This is a genomic window from Pseudomonas sp. BS-2016 (assembly GCF_001806145.1).
Taxonomy (GTDB): Bacteria; Pseudomonadota; Gammaproteobacteria; order Pseudomonadales; family Pseudomonadaceae; genus Aquipseudomonas; species Aquipseudomonas lundensis.
Map to the genome: position 1 here is coordinate 411,944 of NZ_MLCT01000019.1, position 22,201 is coordinate 434,144.

Consider the following 22,201-nt stretch of genomic DNA (forward strand, 5'->3'; position numbering starts at 1 on the left):
TATGACTGACATTTACTATTTGCACCGCACAGGGCTCAACTTTTACTGTGAGTCGGTATTTGGCTCCCGCTTCAAAGACGTGATCGATCCAGAGTGGATGCCGCCCATGGTGTACGTGCCTGATCCCGACTGGACGCCGGACGTTGAGAGCCTCGGCAGCTCGGCCGAAATGATTGCAATACCCGACGAAGACGTTCCGCCGCGCCTGATCCGCGTGGCTAACCCGGATTGCTTGTTGCCTCCCGAGGACGAGCTTATAGAGCTGACTGAAGCTCAATATTTAGAACTCTCGCATGCATCCTCATTCGGTAAGGTGATTGCGCTGGATGAGCAGGGCTATCCCTGTCTGGTAGACCTGCCGCCGCCATCCCTTGAGCAACAGCGTGAAATGCAAAGACAGTGGCGTGACCGACTTTTGCAGAGCACTGACACGCTAATCATTCGTCATCGTGATGAAGCGGAAGCCGGTCGCCCAACATCCTTGCAGGCTGACCAGTACCAGGAGTTGCAAGGGTTCAGAATGGATTTGCGGGATTGGCCGCAGACCGAAACATTTCCGGACTTGAAAAGTCGCCCTCAGGAACCGCTCTGGCTTTCCTCTCAGCTCAACTGAGACGGAATTCACGATCAACGATCCCGCCTTGTGCGGGTATTTTTTTGCCTGGAGAAAGCCATGCCTATCACCACGCAGCAACTGCTGCAAATCTTCCCGAACGCCGGCCATGTTGCCGGCGTTTTTGCACCTGTCCTGAACACTGCCATGAACCGTTATCAGATCGTCGGCTCGAAGCGGGTGGCGGCCTTCATCGCCCAGATCGGTCATGAGTCCGGTCAGCTCAAATACGTGAAAGAGATCTGGGGCCCGACCAAAGCCCAGGCCCGCTACGAAGGCCGCGCTGATCTGGGCAACACTCAGCCGGGTGACGGTTCCAAGTTTCGCGGCCGTGGCCTGATCCAGATCACCGGCCGTGCCAACTACAAAGCCTGCGGTGAAGCGCTGGGCCTGGACCTGATCAGCCAGCCGGAGCTGCTGGAAAAGCCGCAACATGCGTGCATGTCGGCAGCGTGGTTTTGGGCGAACAGGGGGCTCAACACCTTGGCCGATGCTGGCCAGTTCGACGCCATCACTCGCCGCATCAACGGTGGCCAGAACGGCGCGGCGGATCGTCAGGCGGTGTATGCGCGAGCATTGAAGGTTTTGGCGTGAGTCAGGGGCGCTGGATTAGCATTGCCACACTGGTGGCCATTGCTTGTTTTTCCACATGGAAAGTGGACGCATGGCGCTACGGTAAGCAACTGGCCGAACTGAGTGCGGCCCTTGCCAGCGCTGCGACAGAGGCAAGCGAAAAAGCCCGCAAGACCGAACAACAACGTCAACGAGACATTGACCAGGTGCGCGCCGATGCAACTCATCAGAAACAGAAAGACGATGCTCTTGCTGCTGAGCAGCGCGCTGACAATGACAGCCTGCGCGACCAAACCCGTCAGCTACTTGCCGACAAGTCCGTCCTCAGTGCCCGCCTTGCCCAGCGAGGCAAGACAATCAACGACCTTGTCGATCTGCTCGCCGAGCTGCGATCAGAAGCTGATGGATATGCGGGAGAATTGGCGGCAGCGCTTGCAGCGAGTCGTCGGGCCGGATTTTCCTGCGAGCGATCCTACGATGCCCTGACTGCATACTCCCGCTGAACGGGCCTTTATTCGACAGTGGTTACCTGATACAAATGCTGTTTATTTATACAGTTTAAATATGACTCAGCTTATATCTGACCCGCTAGCCGAATGGAAGGCTGCCATCAGGATGCCAACTGACCTGATTACCGATCCTGATGAAGGCTTGAGGAGGCTGGTAGCCTTGGCAAGACTGGCTCATGCACGCCGACAGGTTGACGCGGGAGAGCTATCGGACATGCTTGAAATTTCTGATGCTGCCAGATTATGGGCTTTGGTTGAGTGGGAAGAGGCATATCTCATTGGGCTGTTTCTGGATGAGGCTGAGGTCAACGGCGACAGGCTGCCCCTTTTCAAGTCCAGGCCCTCAGGATAGGGGGAGTCGAGAAAATGGTTTACTGATCCGGCTGGGAATGATCGATCTACGCGTCATGTCCCTCCTTATATATAGAAGGCTCGATCGTATGCGAGGATTAGCGTTGGATTGACCCTGCTGCGGCAGGGTTTCTATGCAGAGCCTATTTTGTGTAACAATACCAACACGTTAGGGTGCTCGTGGAGAGTTCCCAGCAAGCGCATTTTAGTACAGCGGTTAGTACATTGGTTTTTCGGTTTGTATCGCAGGCCTTGTACGGTAAGGGCTTCAGGCTTTGATTTGATTCCCTCCGTCCGCACCAAATTAGTGGCTCGTCCACTTACTAAAAAAGGCGCAGCACCTGAAAAGGGCTGCGCCTTTTTCGTTTTGGCGTTTTTAAATGTTCAAGCGCCATTGATCATGCTAAAGAGGCGGGTTGTCGAGTCAGGCATTTCTGTTTTTCCTCTTTAGCTGGGCCTTTTTGGTGGGCGTTTATGGCCGAGAGTCGCCTTCTATATAGGAAGGTTCTGATTCGGTCTTTATGGTTATAGGTTGTGTCTCCGGGAGTGAGCGAATGAATGCTGCTCCTTATTAATGCGTGTGCTGTTTCCGGGTACGAATGCGGTAGGGTGACTTCTTGAGTTTGACCCACTAGAATGCATGCCCTTGATTATGGGGTCGGAAACGGCCGGCTAACGTCTGTGCAACGAGGAATATCCATGCAAGTTTCTGTTGAAAATACTTCCGCTCTTGAGCGTCGCATGACCATTGGCGTGCCAGCTGAGCGTATTGAGGCTGAAGTCAACAAGCGTCTGCAACAGACTGCCCAAAAGGCCAAGATCCCGGGCTTCCGTCCAGGCAAAGTGCCAATGAGCGTGATCCGCCAGCGTTACGAAGCTGATGCGCGTCAAGAAGCGCTGGGCAACATCATTCAGGCTTCCTTCTACGAAGCAGTGGTTGAGCAAAAACTCAACCCGGCAGGTCAGCCATCTGTAGAACCTAAAGTGTTCGAAAAAGGCAAAGATCTGGAATACATCGCCACTTTCGAAGTGTTCCCTGAATTCGAAGTGACGGGTCTGGACACTATTGCCGTTGAGCGTCTGAGCGCTGAAGTGGCTGATGCTGACCTGGACAAAATGCTGGAAGTGCTGCGCAAGCAGAACACCCGTTTTGAAGTCACTGAGCGTGCTGCTCAGAACGAAGATCAACTGAATATCGACTTCGTTGGCAAGGTTGACGGTGAAGTGTTTGCGGGCGGGTCGGCGAAAGGTACTCAGCTGGTTCTGGGTTCGGGCCGCATGATTCCAGGTTTTGAAGAAGGTCTGGTAGGCGCCAAGGCAGGCGAAGAGCGCGTTCTGACCCTGACATTCCCTGAGGATTATCAGAATCTTGATCTGGCAGGCAAAACTGCCGAGTTCACTGTGACGGTTAATACCGTTTCTGAGCCAAAGCTGCCTGAATTGAACGAAGAATTCTTCGCTCAGTTCGGTATCAAAGAGACTGGCCTTGAAGGTTTCCGCGCCGAAGTTCGTAAGAACATGGAGCGTGAATTGCGTCAGGCGATCAAGTCCAAGGTTAAAAATCAGGTTATGGAAGGCCTGCTGGCTGCCAACCCGATTGAAGTGCCTAAGGCGCTGTTGTCGAGCGAAGTTGACCGTCTGCGCGTTCAGGCTGTTCAGCAGTTCGGCGGCAACATCAAGCCGGATCAACTGCCAGCCGAGCTGTTTGAAGAGCAAGCCAAGCGTCGCGTTGTGCTGGGTCTGATCGTGGCTGAGGTGGTCAAGCAGTTCGACCTGAAGCCAGACGAAGATCGCGTTCGTGAAATGATTCAGGAAATGGCTTCTGCTTACCAAGAGCCGGAGCAGGTTGTAGCCTGGTACTACAAAAATGACCAGCAATTGAACGAAGTCCGTTCGGTTGTGCTGGAAGAACAAGTTGTGGATACTGTTCTGCAGAAGGCTAAGGTGACCGATAAGTCGGTCTCTTACGAAGAAGCTGTCAAGCCGGTGGAAGCTCCACAAGCCGACTGATTTCAGATTCGTTTGAAAACACAACCATAAGCCAGCCTCGTGCTGGCTTATGCGTATTCAAGACAGAACTATTTGGGAGTGACTGCAGGACATGTCCCGCAATTCTTATATGCAGCAGAACTCTGACATTCAAGCCGCTGGCGGCTTGGTCCCGATGGTTGTTGAGCAGTCCGCCCGTGGCGAGCGCGCCTATGACATCTATTCGCGCCTGTTGAAGGAGCGGATCATCTTCCTGGTAGGCCCTGTAGAAGACTACATGGCTAACCTGGTCGCGGCGCAGTTGCTCTTCCTTGAAGCCGAAAACCCGGACAAGGACATCCATCTTTACATTAACTCCCCTGGTGGCTCGGTAACGGCAGGCATGTCGATCTACGACACCATGCAGTTCATCAAGCCGGACGTCTCGACCATCTGTATTGGTCAGGCCTGCAGCATGGGTGCATTCCTGTTGGCTGGCGGTGCGCCGGGTAAGCGTCATTGCCTGCCAAACTCGCGGATGATGATTCACCAGCCACTGGGCGGTTTCCAGGGGCAGGCGTCGGATATCGATATTCACGCCAAGGAAATCCTCAACATCCGTCATCGTTTGAACTCGCTGTTGGCGCATCACACCGGTCAAACCCTCGAAACCATCGAGCGTGACACGGAGCGTGACAACTTCATGAGTGCCGAGCGTGCAGCCGAATATGGCTTGATCGACTCTGTGTTCAGCAAGCGTCAAATGCCCGCTTAAGCAGCTCAAATGTAGGTGGTTGGTTTATCCGGCCACCTGTGGGCTTGAAAAAGCCTGCAGTTGCCTTCATCTTGTGTTGCAAGCCTATCGGATTTGGATCGATCGAATGACTGACACCCGCAACGGCGAGGACAACGGCAAATTGCTCTATTGCTCCTTCTGTGGCAAAAGCCAGCATGAAGTGCGCAAATTGATTGCCGGCCCCTCGGTCTTTATCTGCGACGAATGCGTCGACCTGTGCAATGACATCATCCGTGAGGAGGTGCAGGAAGCCCAGGCCGAGAGCAGTGCGCATAAATTACCATCGCCAAAAGAAATCAGCGGCATCCTTGATCAGTATGTAATTGGTCAGGAACGTGCCAAAAAGGTTTTGGCTGTAGCGGTTTATAACCACTACAAGCGCCTTAACCAGCGTGACAAAAAGAACGACGACGTCGAACTGGGCAAGAGTAATATCTTGCTTATCGGTCCTACTGGCTCGGGTAAAACCCTGCTGGCAGAGACCTTGGCTCGTTTGCTGAATGTGCCTTTCACCATTGCCGACGCAACCACGCTGACTGAGGCGGGTTACGTGGGTGAAGATGTTGAAAATATCATTCAGAAGCTGTTGCAGAAGTGCGACTACGATGTAGAGAAGGCTCAGATGGGCATTGTCTACATTGATGAAATCGACAAGATTTCACGCAAATCTGACAACCCGTCCATCACCCGGGATGTTTCCGGCGAAGGTGTGCAGCAAGCTTTGTTGAAGCTGATCGAAGGCACCGTGGCTTCCGTTCCGCCTCAAGGTGGGCGCAAGCATCCTCAGCAAGAGTTTTTACAGGTTGATACCCGTAATATTCTCTTCATTTGCGGTGGTGCTTTCTCCGGCCTCGAAAAGGTCGTTCAGGCTCGCTCAACCCGTGGCGGTATTGGCTTCAGTGCTGAGGTTCGCAGCAAGGAAGAGGGCAAGAAGGTAGGTGAATCCCTGCGTGAGGTCGAACCTGACGATTTGGTCAAGTTTGGTCTGATTCCGGAATTCGTAGGCCGTCTCCCTGTACTGGCGACATTGGATGAGCTGGATGAGGCTGCATTGATGCAGATTCTCACCGAGCCTAAAAATGCGCTGACCAAGCAGTACGGCAAGCTGTTCGAAATGGAAGGTGTAGACCTTGAGTTTCGTGCGGATGCGCTGAAAGCTGTGGCCAAGCGTGCTCTGGAACGTAAAACAGGTGCTCGTGGCCTGCGTTCCATTCTCGAAGGCGTGCTGCTCGACACCATGTATGAAATCCCCTCGCAGTCCGAGGTGAGTAAAGTGGTGATCGATGAAAGCGTTATCGAAGGCAAGTCCAAGCCATTGTTGATTTACGAAAACAACGATGCGACTGCCAAGGCTGCGCCAGACGCGTAAATGTGTAGCTCTTTGTTACATGGTGCGTGTTTAACAAAGGGGCCTTCGGGCCCCTTTGTTTTTACTGCCTATCAACGCTTGTTTTTTTTAGAGACAGCCCCCATCTTGGCTTCAAGCTTACTTCCATCTGATTACGGCCGTATGGCCGCCGTAGAGGCGAAATCATGAAGACAACCATCGAATTGCCTCTCCTGCCGTTGCGTGATGTCGTTGTGTATCCGCACATGGTGATCCCACTGTTCGTGGGACGCGAGAAGTCGATCGAGGCCCTCGAGGCTGCGATGACGGGCGACAAGCAAATCCTGCTGTTGGCTCAAAAAAACCCTGCAGACGATGATCCCACTGCCGACGCACTTTATGGCGTGGGCACTATCGCCACTGTTTTGCAGTTGCTGAAACTGCCAGACGGTACCGTCAAGGTGCTGGTCGAGGGTGAGCAGCGTGGCGCTGTTGAAAAATTTGGCCAGGCGGATGGCTACCTGAGCGCCGAAGTTTCCTTGATCGAAGAAGCGGCTGCGCCTGAGCGCGAGTCCGAAGTATTTGTACGCAGCCTGCTCTCGCAGTTTGAGCAGTATGTGCAGTTGGGCAAAAAAGTACCGGCTGAGGTGTTGTCTTCGCTTAACAGCATTGATGAGCCAAGCCGACTGGTCGATACCATGGCTGCCCATATGGCACTCAAGATCGAACAGAAGCAGGAAATACTCGAAATCATCGATCTGCAAACCCGGGTGGAGCACGTGCTCGCGCTGCTGGACGCCGAAATCGATCTGCTGCAAGTTGAAAAGCGCATTCGCGGCCGCGTCAAAAAGCAGATGGAACGCAGTCAGCGCGAGTACTACCTGAATGAGCAGATGAAGGCCATTCAGAAAGAGCTGGGTGATGGTGACGAAGGTCACAACGAAATTGAAGAACTGAAAAAGCGCATTGATGCAGCCGGCCTTCCAAAAGATGCCATGGCCAAAGCGCAGGCTGAGCTTAACAAGCTCAAGCAGATGTCGCCCATGTCGGCCGAAGCGACGGTCGTACGCTCCTATATCGACTGGCTGGTCCAGGTGCCCTGGAAAGCGCAGAGCAAGGTGCGTCTGGACCTCAAGCGCGCTGAAGACATCCTTGATGCCGACCATTACGGTCTGGAGGAAGTTAAAGAGCGGATTCTTGAATATCTCGCTGTGCAAAAGCGGGTGAAGAAAATCCGTGGACCGGTGCTGTGCCTGGTCGGGCCTCCCGGGGTCGGTAAAACCTCGCTTGCCGAGTCGATCGCCCATGCAACCAATCGTAAATTCGTGCGAATGGCGTTGGGTGGTGTCCGTGACGAGGCTGAAATTCGGGGCCATCGCCGGACTTATATCGGTTCGATGCCAGGCCGATTGATTCAAAAGATGACCAAGGTGGGCGTACGTAACCCGCTGTTTCTGCTCGATGAAATCGACAAAATGGGCAGCGACATGCGTGGCGATCCCGCGTCAGCGTTACTCGAAGTGCTCGATCCCGAGCAAAACCATAACTTCAACGATCATTACCTCGAGGTTGATTACGACCTGTCCGATGTGATGTTCCTGTGCACCTCTAACTCCATGAACATTCCGCCAGCGTTGCTGGACCGGATGGAGGTGATTCGTCTGCCGGGTTACACCGAAGACGAAAAAATCAACATTGCTGTCAAATACCTGGCACCCAAGCAAATCGAGGCGAATGGCCTTAAAAAAGGCGAATTGGCATTCGACAACGAAGCCATTCGCGACATCATTCGTTACTACACCCGTGAAGCCGGTGTACGGGGGCTTGAGCGTCAAATTGCCAAGATCTGCCGTAAAGCCGTCAAAGAGCATGCGTTGGAAAAACGCTTCTCTGTGGTGGTGACGTCTGATTTGCTCGAGCACTTTTTAGGTGTAAGAAAATTCAGTTATGGCTTGGCTGAACAGCAAGATCAGATTGGTCAGGTAACCGGCCTGGCCTGGACTCAGGTGGGCGGCGAGCTGTTGACGATTGAAGCCGCAGTCGTGCCTGGCAAAGGTCAACTGATCAAGACCGGCTCGCTGGGCGATGTCATGGTCGAGTCGATTACGGCAGCGCTGACGGTTGTGCGCAGTCGGGCTAAAAGTCTGGGTATCCCGTTGGATTTCCACGAGAAACGCGATATTCACATTCATATGCCTGAAGGCGCTACGCCCAAGGACGGCCCGAGCGCGGGTGTCGGAATGTGCACCGCTTTGGTCTCCGCACTGACGCTGATTCCCGTGCGGGCCGATGTTGCGATGACCGGTGAAATTACGCTGCGTGGTCAGGTATTGGCCATCGGGGGCTTGAAGGAAAAACTATTGGCTGCTCACCGTGGTGGGATCAAGACAGTAATTATTCCTGAAGAAAATGTCCGTGATCTGAAGGAAATCCCTGACAACATCAAACAGGATCTTCAAATCAAACCGGTTAAATGGATTGACGAAGTCCTGCAAATTGCGCTGCAATACGCGCCGGAGCCCTTGCCGGCCGAGGCTCCCGAGATTGTCGCCAAGGAAGACAAACGAGAGTCTGACTCTAAGGAAAGAATTAGCACGCATTAATACGGATTCGCCTGAGGGGCTTTCTTGACGCTTTTTAGAGCCCTTGTTATAAAGCGGCTCTATAAGTGTCCGTAAGTGCTTCAGCAGTCGTTTTGCTTTGACCAAAAAACTTTAGAAACATACTCAGATAGATATAAGGGGACTTAGAGTGAACAAGTCGGAACTGATTGATGCTATCGCTGCATCTGCTGATATCCCGAAAGCTGCCGCCGGCCGTGCGCTGGACGCAGTAATCGAATCCGTCACTGGCGCTCTTAAGGCTGGCGACTCTGTGGTACTGGTTGGCTTTGGTACTTTTTCTGTAACCGATCGTCCTGCTCGTACTGGTCGTAACCCACAGACCGGTAAAACGCTGGAAATTCCTGCTGCTAAAAAGCCAGGTTTCAAAGCCGGTAAAGCGCTGAAAGAAGCCGTTAACTGAGTTTCTGCTACACCTTTTACCCAACCGGGTCAGGCGCACGCCAGGCTTGGCAGCGGAGCGGTAGTGCGGTCGATGGCTATATCGATCAGTTACGCCGGGGGTCGCGGGTTCGAGCCCGGTCCGCTCCGCCAGTTACGAGAAGGCGCATCCTCGGATGCGCCTTTCTTCTATCCGGACTCTACCCACGCTCCACGGTTGTTCATTAAGCAAGACCGTTTCTGGGGGAAGCATGCTGCAAAATATCAGGGACAATTCACAAGGCTGGATTGCCAAGACCATCATCGGTGTCATCGTCGCGTTAATGGCGTTGACCGGTTTCGATGCCATTTTTCAAGCCACTTCGACCAGCAAGGATGCAGCCAAGGTAAACGGTGAAGAAATCACTCAAACCGAGTTGAGCCAGGCCGTCGACATGCAACGTCGTCAGCTGATGCAGCAACTGGGCAAGGATTTCGATGCCTCGCTTCTGGACGAGAAAATGCTGCGTGAGTCGGCCCTCAAAGGGTTGATCGACCGCAAGCTGTTGCTGCAAGGTGCCAACCAGTCCAAGTTCTCTTTCTCTGAGGCCGCGCTGGACCAAGTGATTCTGCAAACGCCAGAGTTCCAGGTGGATGGCAAGTTCAGTCCCGAGCGTTTCGATCAGGTCATCCGCCAGTTGGGCTACGGCCGTCTGCAATTTCGTGACATGTTGGCTGAAGAAATGCTGATTGGTCAGCTGCGCGCCGGTTTGGCAGGCAGTGGTTTCGTTACCGATGAGCAAGTCAACGCCTTCGCCCGTCTTGAAAAACAGACCCGCGATTTCGACTCGCTGAACATCAAGGCCGATCCTGCTGCGGTGAAATTGAGCGATGACGAGATCAAGGCCTACTACGACGAGCACGCCAAAGAGTTCATGACCCCTGATCAGGTTGTGATCGATTACATCGAATTGAAGAAGTCTTCTTTCTTTGATCAGGTGGCGGTCAAGGATGACGAGCTTCAGGCGCTTTATCAGAAAGAAATCGCCAATTTGGCTGAACAGCGTCGTGGCGCGCACATCCTGATTGAAGTGAACGACAAAGTCAGCGACGAGCAAGCCAAGGCCAAAATCGCCGAGATTCAACAACGTCTGGCCAAGGGCGAAAGTTTCGAGGCATTGGCCAAGGAGTTCTCTCAGGATCCAGGTTCGGCGGCTAACGGCGGTGATCTTGGTTTCGCAGGCCCGGGTGTTTACGACCCGGTGTTTGAGACAGCCCTGTATGCGCTGAACAAAGACCAGGTGTCCGAGCCGGTTCGCACGAGCTTTGGCTACCACTTGATCAAACTGCTGGGTGTGGAAGCGCCTGAGGTGCCGACCTTTGTCAGCCTCAAAGACAAACTGACGCGTGACCTGAAAACACAACAGGTCGAGCAGCGCTTTGTCGATGCCAGCAAGCAGCTTGAAGATTCGGCATTTGAAGCCTCTGATCTGGCGCAGCCAGCCCAGGAGCTGAAGTTGACCGTTCACACCTCTGCACCGTTTGGTCGTGAAGGTGGAGAAGGGGTTGCCGCCAACCGCGCTGTGGTTCAGGCCGCATTCAGCACTGAAGTGATGGATGAGGGGGCGAACAGCTCTGCCATTGAGCTTGATCCTGAGACCGTTGTCGTATTGCGCGTCAAGGAGCACCGCAAGCCGGAGCAATTGCCGCTGGAAGCGGTCGCGCCAAGCATTCGTGCGCAATTGGTTAAAGAGCACGCCAGTGCTGCGGCCAAAACTCGGGCTGAGGACATCATTAAAGGTCTGCGCGATGGCAAGTTGCCGTTGAATCAGCCGGTTGATGGTCATGCCTGGAAGGTTGAGCAAGCGGTGGCACGAGGTCAGGACGGTATCGATCCGGCTGTCTTGCAAGCCGTATTCCGCATGCCCAAGCCAGCCTCCAAGGACAAGCCGACGTTCAGCAGCGTTACCCTGGCGGATGGCAGTGTTGTTGTGCTGCGGTTGAATGCCGTCAATGACGGTGCCCAGCCGACAGCAGAAGAGAAAGCTACGTATCGTCGCGTTCTCGCCTCGCGTGCCGGTCAGCAGGACTTCTCTGCTTTCCGCAAGCAGTTGGAAAACGAGGCCAAGGTCGAACGCTACTAAGCCGTGAGATCAAGCGTTTAGCCTCAACCAAAATGGCCGCTCATGGAGCGGCCATTTTTTTTGCTTGGGAAACGGGCCAGTAGCTCCCTCGCGATTAGGGTACGCAGAGGGAATGCGGTCCTCGCGTGATCAGGGGGCTGGCCGTGTAGCGGCGCATGCGACGAGGGAAGAGCAGGAGGAGCGCCGACCTTAAACGCAAAACGCCCGATGCAGTGGCTGCACCGGGCGTTTTCAAGGCAGCGACAGCGAAGAGTTACTCTTCGATGTTGCCCATTGCGGTGGTGTTGAAGCCGCCGTCAACGTACATGATTTCACCGCTGATGCCCGACGCCAGGTCAGAGCACAGGAAGGCGCCGGCATTACCGACTTCATCAATGGTCACGTTGCGACGCAGAGGCGTTTGCGCTTCGTTGGCTGCCAGCATTTTACGGAAATTCTTGATGCCCGACGCGGCCAACGTGCGGATCGGGCCTGCCGATACACAGTTAACGCGCGTACCTTCCGGGCCCAGGCTGCCAGCAAGATAGCGTACGCCCGCTTCCAGGCTGGCTTTTGCCATGCCCATCACGTTGTAGTTGGGCATGGTGCGCTCTGCGCCCAGGTACGACAGGGTCAGCAGGCTGCCATTACGGCCTTTCATCATCGGGCGGCCAGCCTTGGCCAGGGCCACGAAGCTGTAGGCGCTGATGTCGTGGGCAATGCGGAAACCTTCACGGGTGGTGGCGTCGGTGAAGTCGCCATCCAGTTGGTCGCCCGGAGCGAAGCCCACGGAGTGAACGATGCAGTCCAGACCGTCCCACTTCTTGCTCAGGTCTTCGAAGACCTTGGCAATTTCTTCATCGCTGGCAACGTCGCAAGGGAAGCACAGTTCAGGGCTGGAGCCCCAACCTGCGGCGAACTCTTCAACGCGGCCTTTCAGCTTTTCGTTCTGATAAGTGAAAGCAAGTTCAGCGCCTTCACGGTGCATGGCGGCAGCAATGCCAGAAGCGATGGACAATTTGCTAGCGACACCGACGATCAGGACGCGCTTACCGGCGAGAAAACCCATGTGTTGTTCCTCTATCAGATTAATCGACAGCCACTGGTGCCAAAAAGGCGGCTTCCAGCAACTGCTGTGTATATGGATGTTGCGGCGAGGCAAAAATGGAAGACGCCTCACCTTGTTCGACCACTTGGCCTTGCTTGACCACCATCAATTGGTGGCTCAGCGCTTTGACTACCGCCAAATCATGGCTGATAAACAAATACGTCAGGTTGTACTTGGCTTGCAGAGCACGCAAGAGCTCGACGACCTGGCGTTGTACCGTTCTGTCCAACGCAGAGGTTGGCTCGTCCAGCAAAATCAACGCTGGCTTCAACACTAACGCGCGGGCAATGGCGATTCTCTGCCGCTGTCCACCTGAAAACTCGTGAGGGTAACGGTGCCGGGTTTCAGGATCCAGACCTACTTCACGCAACGCCTCAATAATGGCGGCTTCTTGCTCTTGAGCGGTGCCCATGCCGTGAATGCGTAAGCCTTCACCGACAATTTCGCTGACGCTCATGCGCGGGCTGAGGCTGCCATACGGGTCCTGAAACACCACCTGCATCTGGCGTCGCAACGGTCTGACGTCTTTCTGCGACAGGCAGTCTAGCTGCTTGTCCCCAAAATGAATCGCGCCGCGACTGGCAATCAGCCGCAAAATCGCCAGCCCCAACGTCGATTTGCCCGATCCGCTTTCCCCCACAATGCCCAGCGTTTGACCACGGGGCAGGCTGAAGTTAATGCCATCGACTGCTTTTACGTAATCGACGGTTTTGCGCAACAGCCCTTTTTTGATCGCAAACCAGACTCTCAGGTCCTCGACCTTCAGCAACGTCGGGCCCGCGACGGTATCCGCTGGGCCTCCGCTGGGCTCTGCACCGAGCAGTTCCCGGGTGTAAGGATGCTGCGGCGAACGGAACAGCTGTTCGCACGATGCTTGTTCGACGATGCAACCGCGCTGCATGACACATACTCTGTGAGCAATTCGTCGAACCAGGTTCAAATCGTGACTGATCAGTAACAGCGACATGCCCAGCCGGGCCTGCAAATCTTTGAGCAAATCGAGGATTTTGAGCTGTACCGTGACGTCCAGCGCCGTCGTGGGTTCGTCGGCAATCAACAACTCAGGCTCATTGGCCAGGGCCATGGCAATCATGACACGCTGTCTCTGGCCGCCGGAGAGCTCGTGTGGCAAGGCCTTTAGCCGTTTGCGGGGCTCGGGGATGCCTACGAGGTCCAGCAGCTCCAGCGTCCGCTCAGTGGCTGCCTTGCCCGTTAACCCTTTGTGCAGCCCCAGCACTTCATTGATCTGCTTTTCAATGCTGTGCAAGGGGTTGAGTGACGTCATCGGCTCTTGAAAAATCATGGCGATGCGGTTGCCGCGGATGTGCCGCAGTTTTTTCTCGTCCAGCGTCAGTAGATCCTGCCCCGCATAGGTGATGCTGCCGCCGGGGTGGCGGGCGATGGGGTAGGGCAGCAGCCTCAGGATCGAGTGGGCCGTGACAGATTTGCCTGAGCCGCTTTCGCCCACCAGTGCCAGGGTTTCGCCACGTTTGATGTCAAAGCTCACGCCTTGCACCACACGCTGCGGTTGCTCCCCGGCCACGAACTCGACGCAGAGATCGCGCACTTCGATCAGATTGTCCTGCGTCATTTCATTTCCTCGGGTCGAAGGCATCGCGAGCGGACTCACCGATGAACACCAGCAAGCTGAGCATGATTGCCAGCACGGCGAACGCGCTCATGCCCAGCCACGGCGCTTGCAGGTTGGATTTACCCTGGGCGACCAGCTCGCCCAGAGAGGGCGCTCCCGGCGGCAGGCCGAAGCCCAGAAAGTCCAGCGCAGTCAGGGTGCCGATCGCACCGGTCAGAATGAACGGCATGAACGTCATGGTCGACACCATGGCGTTAGGCAAAATGTGCCGGTACATGATGGCCATGTCCTGCATGCCCAGGGCACGGGCGGCCCGAACGTACTCCAGGTTGCGACCCCGCAGGAATTCGGCCCGCACGACATCCACCAGGCTCATCCACGAAAACAGCAACATGATGCCTAGCAGCCACCAGAAGTTGGGCTGCACAAAACTGGCGAGGATGATCAGCAGGTACAGCACTGGCAATCCGGACCAGATCTCCAGAAAGCGCTGACCTGCCAGGTCGACCCAGCCTCCGTAGAAGCCCTGCAGCGCCCCGGCAATCACACCGATGATGGAACTCAAGATCGTCAGGGTCAGGGCGAACAGCACCGAAATCCGGAAGCCGTAAATCACCCGCGCCAGCACGTCGCGCCCTTGGTCATCGGTGCCGAGCCAGTTTTCGGCTGAAGGCGGTGCGGGGGCCGGGACTTTCAGGTCGTAGTTGATGCTCTGATAGCTATACGGAATGGGTGGCCACAGCACCCAGGCATCTTTTTTGGCCAATAGTTCGCGGATGTAAGGGCTCTTGTAATTGGCCTCCAGCGGGAACTCACCGCCAAAGTCGGTCTCGGGGTAGCGTTTGAGGGCGGGAAAGTACAGCTCGCCGTCGTAGCGGATGACCAGCGGTTTGTCGTTGGCGATCAACTCGGCGCCGAGGCTGAGCGTGAACAGCACCAAAAAAATCCACAGTGACCACCAGCCGCGTTTATTCGCTTTGAACCGTGCGAATCGTCGCTTGTTAAGGGGCGATAACGTCATCTCAATGCTCCCTGCTTTCAAAGTCGATGCGCGGATCAACCAGGGTGTATGAGAGGTCACCGATCAGTTTTACCAGCAAGCCGACCAGCGTGAAGATGAACAACGTGCCGAAAACCACGGGGTAGTCACGGTTTATCGCCGCTTCAAAGCTCATCAAACCCAGCCCGTCCAGCGAGAAAATCACTTCGACCAGCAAGGAACCGGTAAAAAAGATGCCGATAAAAGCAGACGGGAAACCGGCAATCACCAGCAACATCGCGTTGCGAAACACGTGGCCATACAGCACGCGATGACGGGTCAGCCCCTTGGCCTTGGCCGTTACCACGTACTGTTTGTTGATTTCGTCCAGAAAGCTGTTTTTGGTCAGCAGGGTCATGGTCGCGAAGTTGCCGATCACCAGCGCCGTGACCGGCAAGGCCAGGTGCCAGAAGTAATCGAGGATCTTGCCGCCCAGGCTCAGTTCATCGAAGTTGTTGGAGGTCAGGCCGCGCAATGGAAACCAGTCCAGGTAGCTGCCGCCGGCAAACACCACAATCAGCAAAATGGCGAACAGGAAGGCGGGTATCGCATACCCGACAATGATGGCCGAGCTGGTCCATACGTCGAAATGACTGCCGTGCCGCGTGGCCTTGGCGATCCCCAGCGGGATCGATACCAGGTACATGATCAGCGTGCTCCACAGGCCGAGCGAGATCGAGACGGGCATTTTTTCTTTGATCAGATCAATGACCTTGGCGTCGCGGAAAAAACTCTCCCCGAAATCCAGGTGGGCGTAATTCTTGATCATGATCCACAAGCGCTCCGGGGCAGACTTGTCGAACCCGTACATTTTTTCGATTTCCTGAATCAACGCAGGGTCCAGCCCCTGCGCACCACGGTAGTTGGAGCCTGCGACCGACACTTCGGAGCCGCCCCCGGCGATCCGGCTGGTCGCGCCGTCAAAACCTTCGAGCTTGGCAATCATCTGCTCCACCGGGCCGCCGGGAGCGGCCTGGATGATGACGAAGTTGATCAGCAGAATCCCGAAGAGTGTCGGAATAATCAGCAGCAGTCGCCTGAATATATAGGCCAGCATCTAAGGCTCCAGGCTTTCGCTTGTGGGTTGAGTGGCAGTGACCGGCTCGACATCAGGCTTGACCCACCAAGTGGAGGTGCCGATGTCATACAGCGGTGTGACGGCCGGGTGACCGATGTGGTTGGAATAGGCCACGCGCCAGGTTTTGATGTGCCAGTTGGGAATGACATAGAACCCCCACTGCAACACGCGATCCAGCGCGCGGGCATGGGTGATCAGGTTCTGGCGGGAGTCGGCATTGATCAGCCCTTCGGTGAGTTGATCGATGGCTGGGTCCTTGAGGCCCATGAAGTTGCGACTGCCCGGTTTTTCGGCGCTTTCAGAGGCCCAGTACTCGCGTTGCTCACTGCCCGGCGAGCTGGATTGCGGGAAGCTGCCGATGATCATGTCGAAGTCCCTTGAGCGCAGACGGTTCAGGTATTGGGAGGTGTCGACGCGACGAATTTGCAAGTCGATGCCCAAGTCACTGAGGTTGCGCTTGAACGGCAGCAAGATGCGTTCGAATTCGGTTTGCGCCAGAAGGAATTCAATCTTTACCGGGTTGCCCTGGGTGTCGACCATCTTGTCGTCAACGATGCGCCACCCGGCGTCTTGTAACAGCTTGTACGCGCGGCGCTGCTGCTCACGAATCATGCCGCTGGCGTCGGTCACATCCGGTTTGTACACCTCGGTGAAGACCTTGTCGGGAATTTGCCCGCGCAACGGTTCCAAAATCGCCAGTTCTTCGTCGCTCGGCAGTGTTTTGGCGGCCATGTCCGAGTTTTCGAAATAGCTGCTGGTGCGCGCATATGAACCGTTGAACAGCTGTTTGTTGGCCCATTCAAAGTCGAACAGCAGGTTCAGGGCTTCACGCACGCGCACATCCTGAAACATCGGCCTGCGCAGGTTGAAAATAAAGCCTTGCATACCGGTGGGGTTGGCGTTGCGGATTTCTTCTTTAATCAGGCGACCCTGTTTGACCGCAGGCACGTTGTAAGCACCTGCCCAGTTTTTGGCGCTGATTTCCAGCCAGTAATCGAATTGGCCGGCCTTGAGTGCTTCAAACGCGACGCTGTTATCGCGGAAATAATCGATGGTGATGGCGTCGAAGTTGTACAGGCCTTTATTGATGGGCAAGTCTTTGCCCCAGTAGTCCTTGTTGCGTTCGTAGCGTATCGAACGGCCCGGCTTGATCTCGGTAATGGTGTAAGGGCCACTGCCGACGGGTATTTCGAGATTACCCTTGTTGAAGTCGCGAGATTCCCACCAGTGTTTGGGCAAAATCGGCAGTTGTCCGAGAATCAGCGGCAATTCGCGGTTTTTGGTGTGTTTGAAGATGAATTTCACCTGCAACGGGTTTTCTTCGACCGCTTTTTCTACGTCACTGTAATAGCTCTTGAACAGCGGCGAGGCGCTTTTCATCAAGGTGTCGAAGCTGAACACCACGTCTTCTGCGCGGATCGGGTGGCCGTCATTGAATTTGGCCTGCGGACGCAGATAAAAACGCACCCAACTGTTGTCAGGGGCTTTTTCGATTTTTTCTGCGATCAGTCCGTAGGCGGTAAACGGTTCGTCGAGGCTCTGACGGGCCAGGGTGTCGTAGGTCAGATCGATGTCATCGGCCGGAACGCCCTTATTGATAAACGGGTTCAGGCTGTCGAACGTGCCGAGGGCGGATTTGCGGAAGGTGCCGCCTTTGGGCGCATTCGGGTTCACGTAATCGAGGTGCTTGAAATTGGCCGGGTATTTTGGCGGTTCGTCGTACAGGGTCAGGGCATGTTGCGGGGCGGCCAGCACGAGGCAGCTGACACCGGCCAATAGCAGGCCGCCAAGGGGCTTTAGCAGGGTACGCAAAGGCATCATTGGGATTTCTCCGTAGGCTTTAGCCACCACGCACTCAAGCCCAATGTGTAGGGCGGCGTAGTCACGAAGGCGAACCGGTTGCGGTACGCCAGGCGGTGATAATTCAGATACCAGTTTGGGATGCTGTAGTACTGCCACAACAGGACACGATCCAGTGCCCGGCCTGCGGCCAATTGCTCTTCACGGGTTTGCGCGGCCAGCAGCTTTTCGAGCAGTTGGTCGACAATCGGATTGGCCACGCCTGCATAGTTTTTACTGCCCTTGACGTTGGCCTGGCTCGAGTGAAAGTACTGCCACTGCTCAAGGCCGGGGCTCAGGGTCTGGTCAAGGGTCATGAGGATCATGTCGAAATCGAACTGATCCAGACGCTGTTTGTACTGGGCCCGGTCCACCGTACGCAGCCGCGCTGCAATGCCGATGCTCGCCAAGTTCTCCACGTACGGTTGCAGAATGCGCTCAAGGTTTGGATTTACCAGCAATATCTCAAAGCTCAGCGGTTTTCCTTCGCTATTGATCAAGCGTTGCCCGGAGAGTTTCCAACCATTGTCGGCCAGTAAGGCTAGCGCGCGACGCAGGGTGTCGCGGGGGATGCCGCGCCCTTGTGTTTGCGGCAGGCTAAAAGCCTGTTTGAACAGTTCGGGCGGCAATTGCGTGCGCCAAGGCGAAAGCAGTAGCCATTCATGACCCTGTGGAATGCCGCTGGCCGAGAAATCGCTGTTGGGATAGAAGCTCGTCGCGCGCTGGTAGGCGCCGTTGAACAGGGTGCGGTTGGTCCATTCAAAATCGAACATCAAGCCCATGGCTTCACGCACGCCGGTTGAATTGAACGTGTTGCGGCGGCTGTTCATGAACAGCCCCTGGGTTTGAGTCGGGATGTGATGAGGGATTTGCGCCTGGATCACATCGCCCCGGCGCACGGCCGGGAAGTTGTAGCCATTGGCCCAATTTTTGGCCTGATGTTCGATATACATATCGAATTCACCGGCCTTGAAGGCTTCGAACGCCACATCGCTGTCGCGGTAAAACTCAACGTCCACCCGGTCAAAATTGTATTTGCCACGGTTGACTGGCAGGTTGGCGCCCCACCAGTTCTTGACGTGTTCAAACATCAGTTGCCGTCCCGGCGTCACTTTAGTGATCCGGTAGGGACCGCTGCCCAGCGGCGGTTCGAACGTCGTGGCCTTGAAGTCGCGCGTGGCCCAGTAATGCTGGGGCAACACCGGCAGCTCTCCCAGGCGCAAAATCAGCAGCGGGTTGCCCGAACGCTTGAACACAAACCGGATCCGCTTGGGTCCCAGAATGTCCACGCGCTGCACTTCTTGCAGGTTGGTGCGGTACTGCGGATGGCCTTCTTTGAGCAGCAGGTTGTATGAAAACGCCACATCGTAGGCTGTGATGGGGGCGCCATCATGAAAGCGCGCTTCGGGCCTGAGGTTGAACACGACCCAGCTGCGGTCTTCGTTGTATTCAACCGATTGGGCAATCAAGCCATAACTGGCGGTCGGCTCGTCGCCGGAGGGAGCATATTGGCCGGTGCCCGCCATCAGGGTTTCATTGAGCTCATTGACCCCGTATTGCAAGAAATTGGGGGTTGAAACCGGGCTGGTGCCTTTGAAGGTATAGGGGTTTAGCGTATCGAACGTGCCAAACGCCATGACCTTGAGCGTCCCGCCTTTGGGCGCGTCAGGGTTGACCCAGTCGAAATGGGTAAATGTGGCCGGGTATTTGAGTGTGCCGAACTGCGCATAACCGTGGCTTTCGCTGAGGGTTGCGCAGGCGGGGGCGCTCAAGGCCAGGCAGAGCAGTAACGGGAGGAGGGGACGCTTCAAGTCAGAGATCCGATCCGGCATTGGGCTTGGGTTTCCGTACAGTAACAGCTTGTATCTGTAGGAAAAAGACTGCACCGGAAAGCAAAACGGGCAATCTGCTTCCCACATTTATGTAGGAGCAGGATTGCCCGCTGCGTTGACGGCGTGACGCTTACCGAGGCTTTGAAATGGTCAGCATCTGCCCTGGCTTGAGTGCCTTGGCACTGTTGGGATTCCAGCGCTTGAGGTGTTGCATCTCAACGTTGAACCGCTTGGCGACGATGTACAGCGAGTCGCCCTTTTTTACCTTGTATTGCGTGGGTTTCTGGCGGGTCGCGGGTTTGCGTGTGTCCTGCATGACCAGCATCTGACCGGCCTTGAGGTTTTTGCCGGTGAGCTTGTTCCAGCGCTGCAAGTCGCGAACATTGACCCTGTTGGCTTTGGCAATGGTGGTCAGGTTGTCGCCGCTTTTGACTTTGTACGTGCGCTTGAGGCGTGGCGTGGTGCTGGCGACGGTATCGAAGACAGCCTTTTTAGGGCGCAGGCTGACCAATTCTTCAGGTTTGAGGTTGGACAGGCTGGCCGTCAGCAATTGAGCCTTGGAGGTCGGTACGAGCAAGTGCTGCGGGCCATCGGTGGTGGCGCGTTGCTTGTAGGCCGGGTTCAACTGGAACATTTCGTCTTCGTCGATTTCAGCCAGCGCTGCCACACGGGACAAGTCCATGGACTGCTTGATTTCGACCATCTCGAAGTACGGTTCGTTGGCGATAGGGTTCAGGTTGATGCCATAGGCTTCAGGGGCCATCACCACTTGGGACAATGCCAGGAGCTTGGGGACGTAGTCCTTGGTTTCCTGGGGCAGGGGCAGGTTCCAGTAATCGGTAGGCAGGCCCAGCTTTTCATTGCGCTCGATTGCCCGGCTCACCGTGCCTTCGCCCGCGTTGTAAGCCGCGAGTGCCAGCAACCAGTCGCCATTGAACATGTCATGCAGGCGGGTCAGGTAGTTCATAGCCGCCAGGGTCGAGGCGGTAATGTCTTTGCGGCCATCGTAAGCGCGGGTCTGGCGCAGGTTGAAGTAGCGACCGGTCGAGGGGATGAACTGCCAGAGACCTACGGCATTGGCGTGGGAGTACGCCATTGGGTTGTAGGCACTTTCAATCACTGGCAGCAGGGCCAGTTCAAGGGGCATGTTGCGCTCTTCGAGGCGCTCCACGATGTAGTGGATATAAAGGCTGCCGCGCTCGCCCGCGTTTTCGAGAAACGACGGGTTGCTGGCGAACCAGAGGCGCTGCTGTTCTATTCGCGGGTTAACGTCCGCGCCTTCCTGCAACTTGAACCCCTGGCGCATCCGCTCCCACACATCTTGCGGGGCGGCAGGGCTGGGTTTTTCGTTGAGCCAGATCGGCTCTTGAGGAATGCGTTTGGTCAGTTTGAGCGAGGGTCTTTCGGACGTTTGAGCCGAATGATCCATGCTTTGACAACCCGCCAGTACAGCGGACACGGCCAGCGCGATGGCTTGCGCAAGGCGCGTCAATGCGTCTGTTTTGAGGGAGTTACGTATAGATGACGACATTGGCTGGAAGTAAGTTCCGGGCAAAAATGTCGGGCGATTCTAGAAAGCAGGTGGGACGCGGTCAACTGTTCAGAATTTTTGTGCCAACCGCGACCCTGATTAGAACTTATCTTTCCAGCGGCGCAAGCTGGCAAACACCGCGCCCGGCGAGGCATTGTCCTGCCCGCTCCATTCGTCAGCTTTTTCTTTAACAGATGTTTCGTTAACCCGTAAAAAAGGGTTGGTACGTAATTCCAGTGCGATATCGGACGGCAGACTGATCTGATCCTTGGCTCGCCATTGCGTGACTTGTTCGATGCGCGCCTTGATATCCGCGTTGTCCGGCTCCACCGCCTGAGCAAAGCGCAAATTGCTCAACGTGTATTCATGGGCGCAATACACGGCGGTGTTACCGGGCAGCGCCGTCAGTCGGCCCAAGGAGCGATGCATTTGTGCGGGGGTGCCTTCAAACAGCCTGCCGCAACCCGCCGCAAACAGGGTGTCGCCACAGAACAGCAGCGGGGTTGCCGGATGCGCATGATAGTAGGCGATGTGCCCAAGGGTATGGCCGGGCAGTAGGAAGACCTCGAACGTACACCCCAGCACCTCGATGCGATCGTTGTCGTTAAGGGCCGCTTGTCGTGCGGGGATGGTTTCCTGGGCCGGGCCCCAGACCTTGGCGTTAGTCTGTTGGTGCAACTGTTCAACCCCACCGACATGGTCGGAGTGGTGATGGGTGATCAGGATGTCGCTCAAGGTCCAGTCCGGGTGTTGGGCCAGCCAGGCTTCGACCGGCGCAGCGTCGCCCGGATCCACGACCGCGCAGCGTTTGCTGGCAGTGTCCTGTAACAACCAGATGTAGTTGTCATTGAAGGCAGGCAGTGCATCGATCTGTAGCATGGCGCAATTCCCAAGTGCGAAACAATGGCGCATCTTAGGGCTTGTGATGGGTACATGGCGAGT

Annotated in this window: 17 protein-coding genes; 9 read left to right on the forward strand and 8 right to left on the reverse strand. The window is 55.6% G+C overall.

Annotation, left to right across the window (positions count from 1 at the left end; translation table 11 throughout):
- Position 1: 1 nt before the first annotated feature.
- The 9 genes from BKD70_RS12325 to BKD70_RS12370 all read left to right on the forward strand — a co-directional run bounded on the left by BKD70_RS12325 (position 2) and on the right by BKD70_RS12370 (position 11,262).
- Positions 2-613: a phage tail assembly chaperone gene (locus BKD70_RS12325; RefSeq protein ID WP_052892190.1), complete on the forward strand. Its 612-nt coding sequence runs from the start codon at positions 2-4 to the stop codon at positions 611-613.
- Positions 614-673: 60 nt separating this feature from the next.
- Entirely contained in the window at positions 674-1,207 is a 534-nt protein-coding gene (locus BKD70_RS12330; protein WP_047276604.1) for a glycoside hydrolase family 19 protein, read from the forward strand.
- Complete coding sequence (locus BKD70_RS12335; protein ID WP_047276603.1) at positions 1,204-1,689, forward strand: DUF2514 family protein; 486 nt, start codon at positions 1,204-1,206, stop codon at positions 1,687-1,689. The genes BKD70_RS12330 and BKD70_RS12335 overlap by 4 nt, the downstream gene beginning before the upstream one ends.
- 1,056 nt (positions 1,690-2,745) lie before the next feature.
- Positions 2,746-4,056 carry a trigger factor gene (gene tig, locus BKD70_RS12345; RefSeq protein WP_047276601.1) on the forward strand — a complete coding sequence of 437 codons (1,311 nt, stop codon included), beginning with the start codon at positions 2,746-2,748 and terminating at the stop codon, positions 4,054-4,056.
- A 91-nt stretch (positions 4,057-4,147) separates the two neighbouring features.
- Positions 4,148-4,789, forward strand: coding sequence for an ATP-dependent Clp endopeptidase proteolytic subunit ClpP (gene clpP, locus BKD70_RS12350; protein ID WP_047276599.1), 642 nt, complete (start codon positions 4,148-4,150; stop codon positions 4,787-4,789).
- Between the two features lie 106 nt (positions 4,790-4,895).
- Positions 4,896-6,179, forward strand: coding sequence for an ATP-dependent Clp protease ATP-binding subunit ClpX (gene clpX, locus BKD70_RS12355; protein ID WP_047276597.1), 1,284 nt, complete (start codon positions 4,896-4,898; stop codon positions 6,177-6,179).
- Positions 6,180-6,343: 164 nt separating this feature from the next.
- Positions 6,344-8,740 carry an endopeptidase La gene (gene lon / locus BKD70_RS12360; RefSeq protein WP_047276594.1) on the forward strand — a complete coding sequence of 799 codons (2,397 nt, stop codon included), beginning with the start codon at positions 6,344-6,346 and terminating at the stop codon, positions 8,738-8,740.
- A 148-nt stretch (positions 8,741-8,888) separates the two neighbouring features.
- Entirely contained in the window at positions 8,889-9,161 is a 273-nt protein-coding gene (locus BKD70_RS12365; protein WP_003183171.1) for an HU family DNA-binding protein, read from the forward strand.
- Between the two features lie 229 nt (positions 9,162-9,390).
- Positions 9,391-11,262, forward strand: coding sequence for a SurA N-terminal domain-containing protein (locus tag BKD70_RS12370; protein ID WP_047276592.1), 1,872 nt, complete (start codon positions 9,391-9,393; stop codon positions 11,260-11,262).
- 253 nt (positions 11,263-11,515) lie between these two features.
- Here the strand turns inward: BKD70_RS12370 and fabI are convergent, their stop codons facing one another.
- The 8 genes from fabI to gloB form a co-directional block, all read right to left on the reverse strand.
- On the reverse strand, positions 11,516-12,310 hold the full coding sequence (gene fabI, locus BKD70_RS12375; protein WP_047276587.1) for an enoyl-ACP reductase FabI: 795 nt from the start codon (positions 12,308-12,310) through the stop codon (positions 11,516-11,518).
- Positions 12,311-12,329: 19 nt separating this feature from the next.
- Positions 12,330-13,940 (reverse strand): ABC transporter ATP-binding protein, encoded by a 1,611-nt coding sequence (locus tag BKD70_RS12380; RefSeq protein WP_047276585.1) that lies wholly within the window; start codon positions 13,938-13,940, stop codon positions 12,330-12,332.
- A 1-nt stretch (position 13,941) separates the two neighbouring features.
- Positions 13,942-14,961, reverse strand: coding sequence for an ABC transporter permease (locus tag BKD70_RS12385; protein ID WP_047276583.1), 1,020 nt, complete (start codon positions 14,959-14,961; stop codon positions 13,942-13,944).
- 1 nt (position 14,962) lies between these two features.
- Complete coding sequence (locus BKD70_RS12390; protein WP_047276581.1) at positions 14,963-16,036, reverse strand: microcin C ABC transporter permease YejB; 1,074 nt, start codon at positions 16,034-16,036, stop codon at positions 14,963-14,965.
- On the reverse strand, positions 16,037-17,878 hold the full coding sequence (locus BKD70_RS12395) for an extracellular solute-binding protein (protein ID WP_047276579.1): 1,842 nt from the start codon (positions 17,876-17,878) through the stop codon (positions 16,037-16,039). It lies immediately after the preceding gene.
- Entirely contained in the window at positions 17,875-19,707 is a 1,833-nt protein-coding gene (locus BKD70_RS12400; RefSeq protein WP_256542650.1) for an extracellular solute-binding protein, read from the reverse strand. The genes BKD70_RS12395 and BKD70_RS12400 overlap by 4 nt, the downstream gene beginning before the upstream one ends.
- A 151-nt stretch (positions 19,708-19,858) precedes the next feature.
- Positions 19,859-21,259: a transglycosylase SLT domain-containing protein gene (locus BKD70_RS12405; protein WP_047276576.1), complete on the reverse strand. Its 1,401-nt coding sequence runs from the start codon at positions 21,257-21,259 to the stop codon at positions 19,859-19,861.
- Positions 21,260-21,358: 99 nt separating this feature from the next.
- Positions 21,359-22,138 (reverse strand): hydroxyacylglutathione hydrolase, encoded by a 780-nt coding sequence (gene gloB / locus BKD70_RS12410; protein WP_047276575.1) that lies wholly within the window; start codon positions 22,136-22,138, stop codon positions 21,359-21,361.
- Positions 22,139-22,201 lie beyond the last annotated feature (63 nt).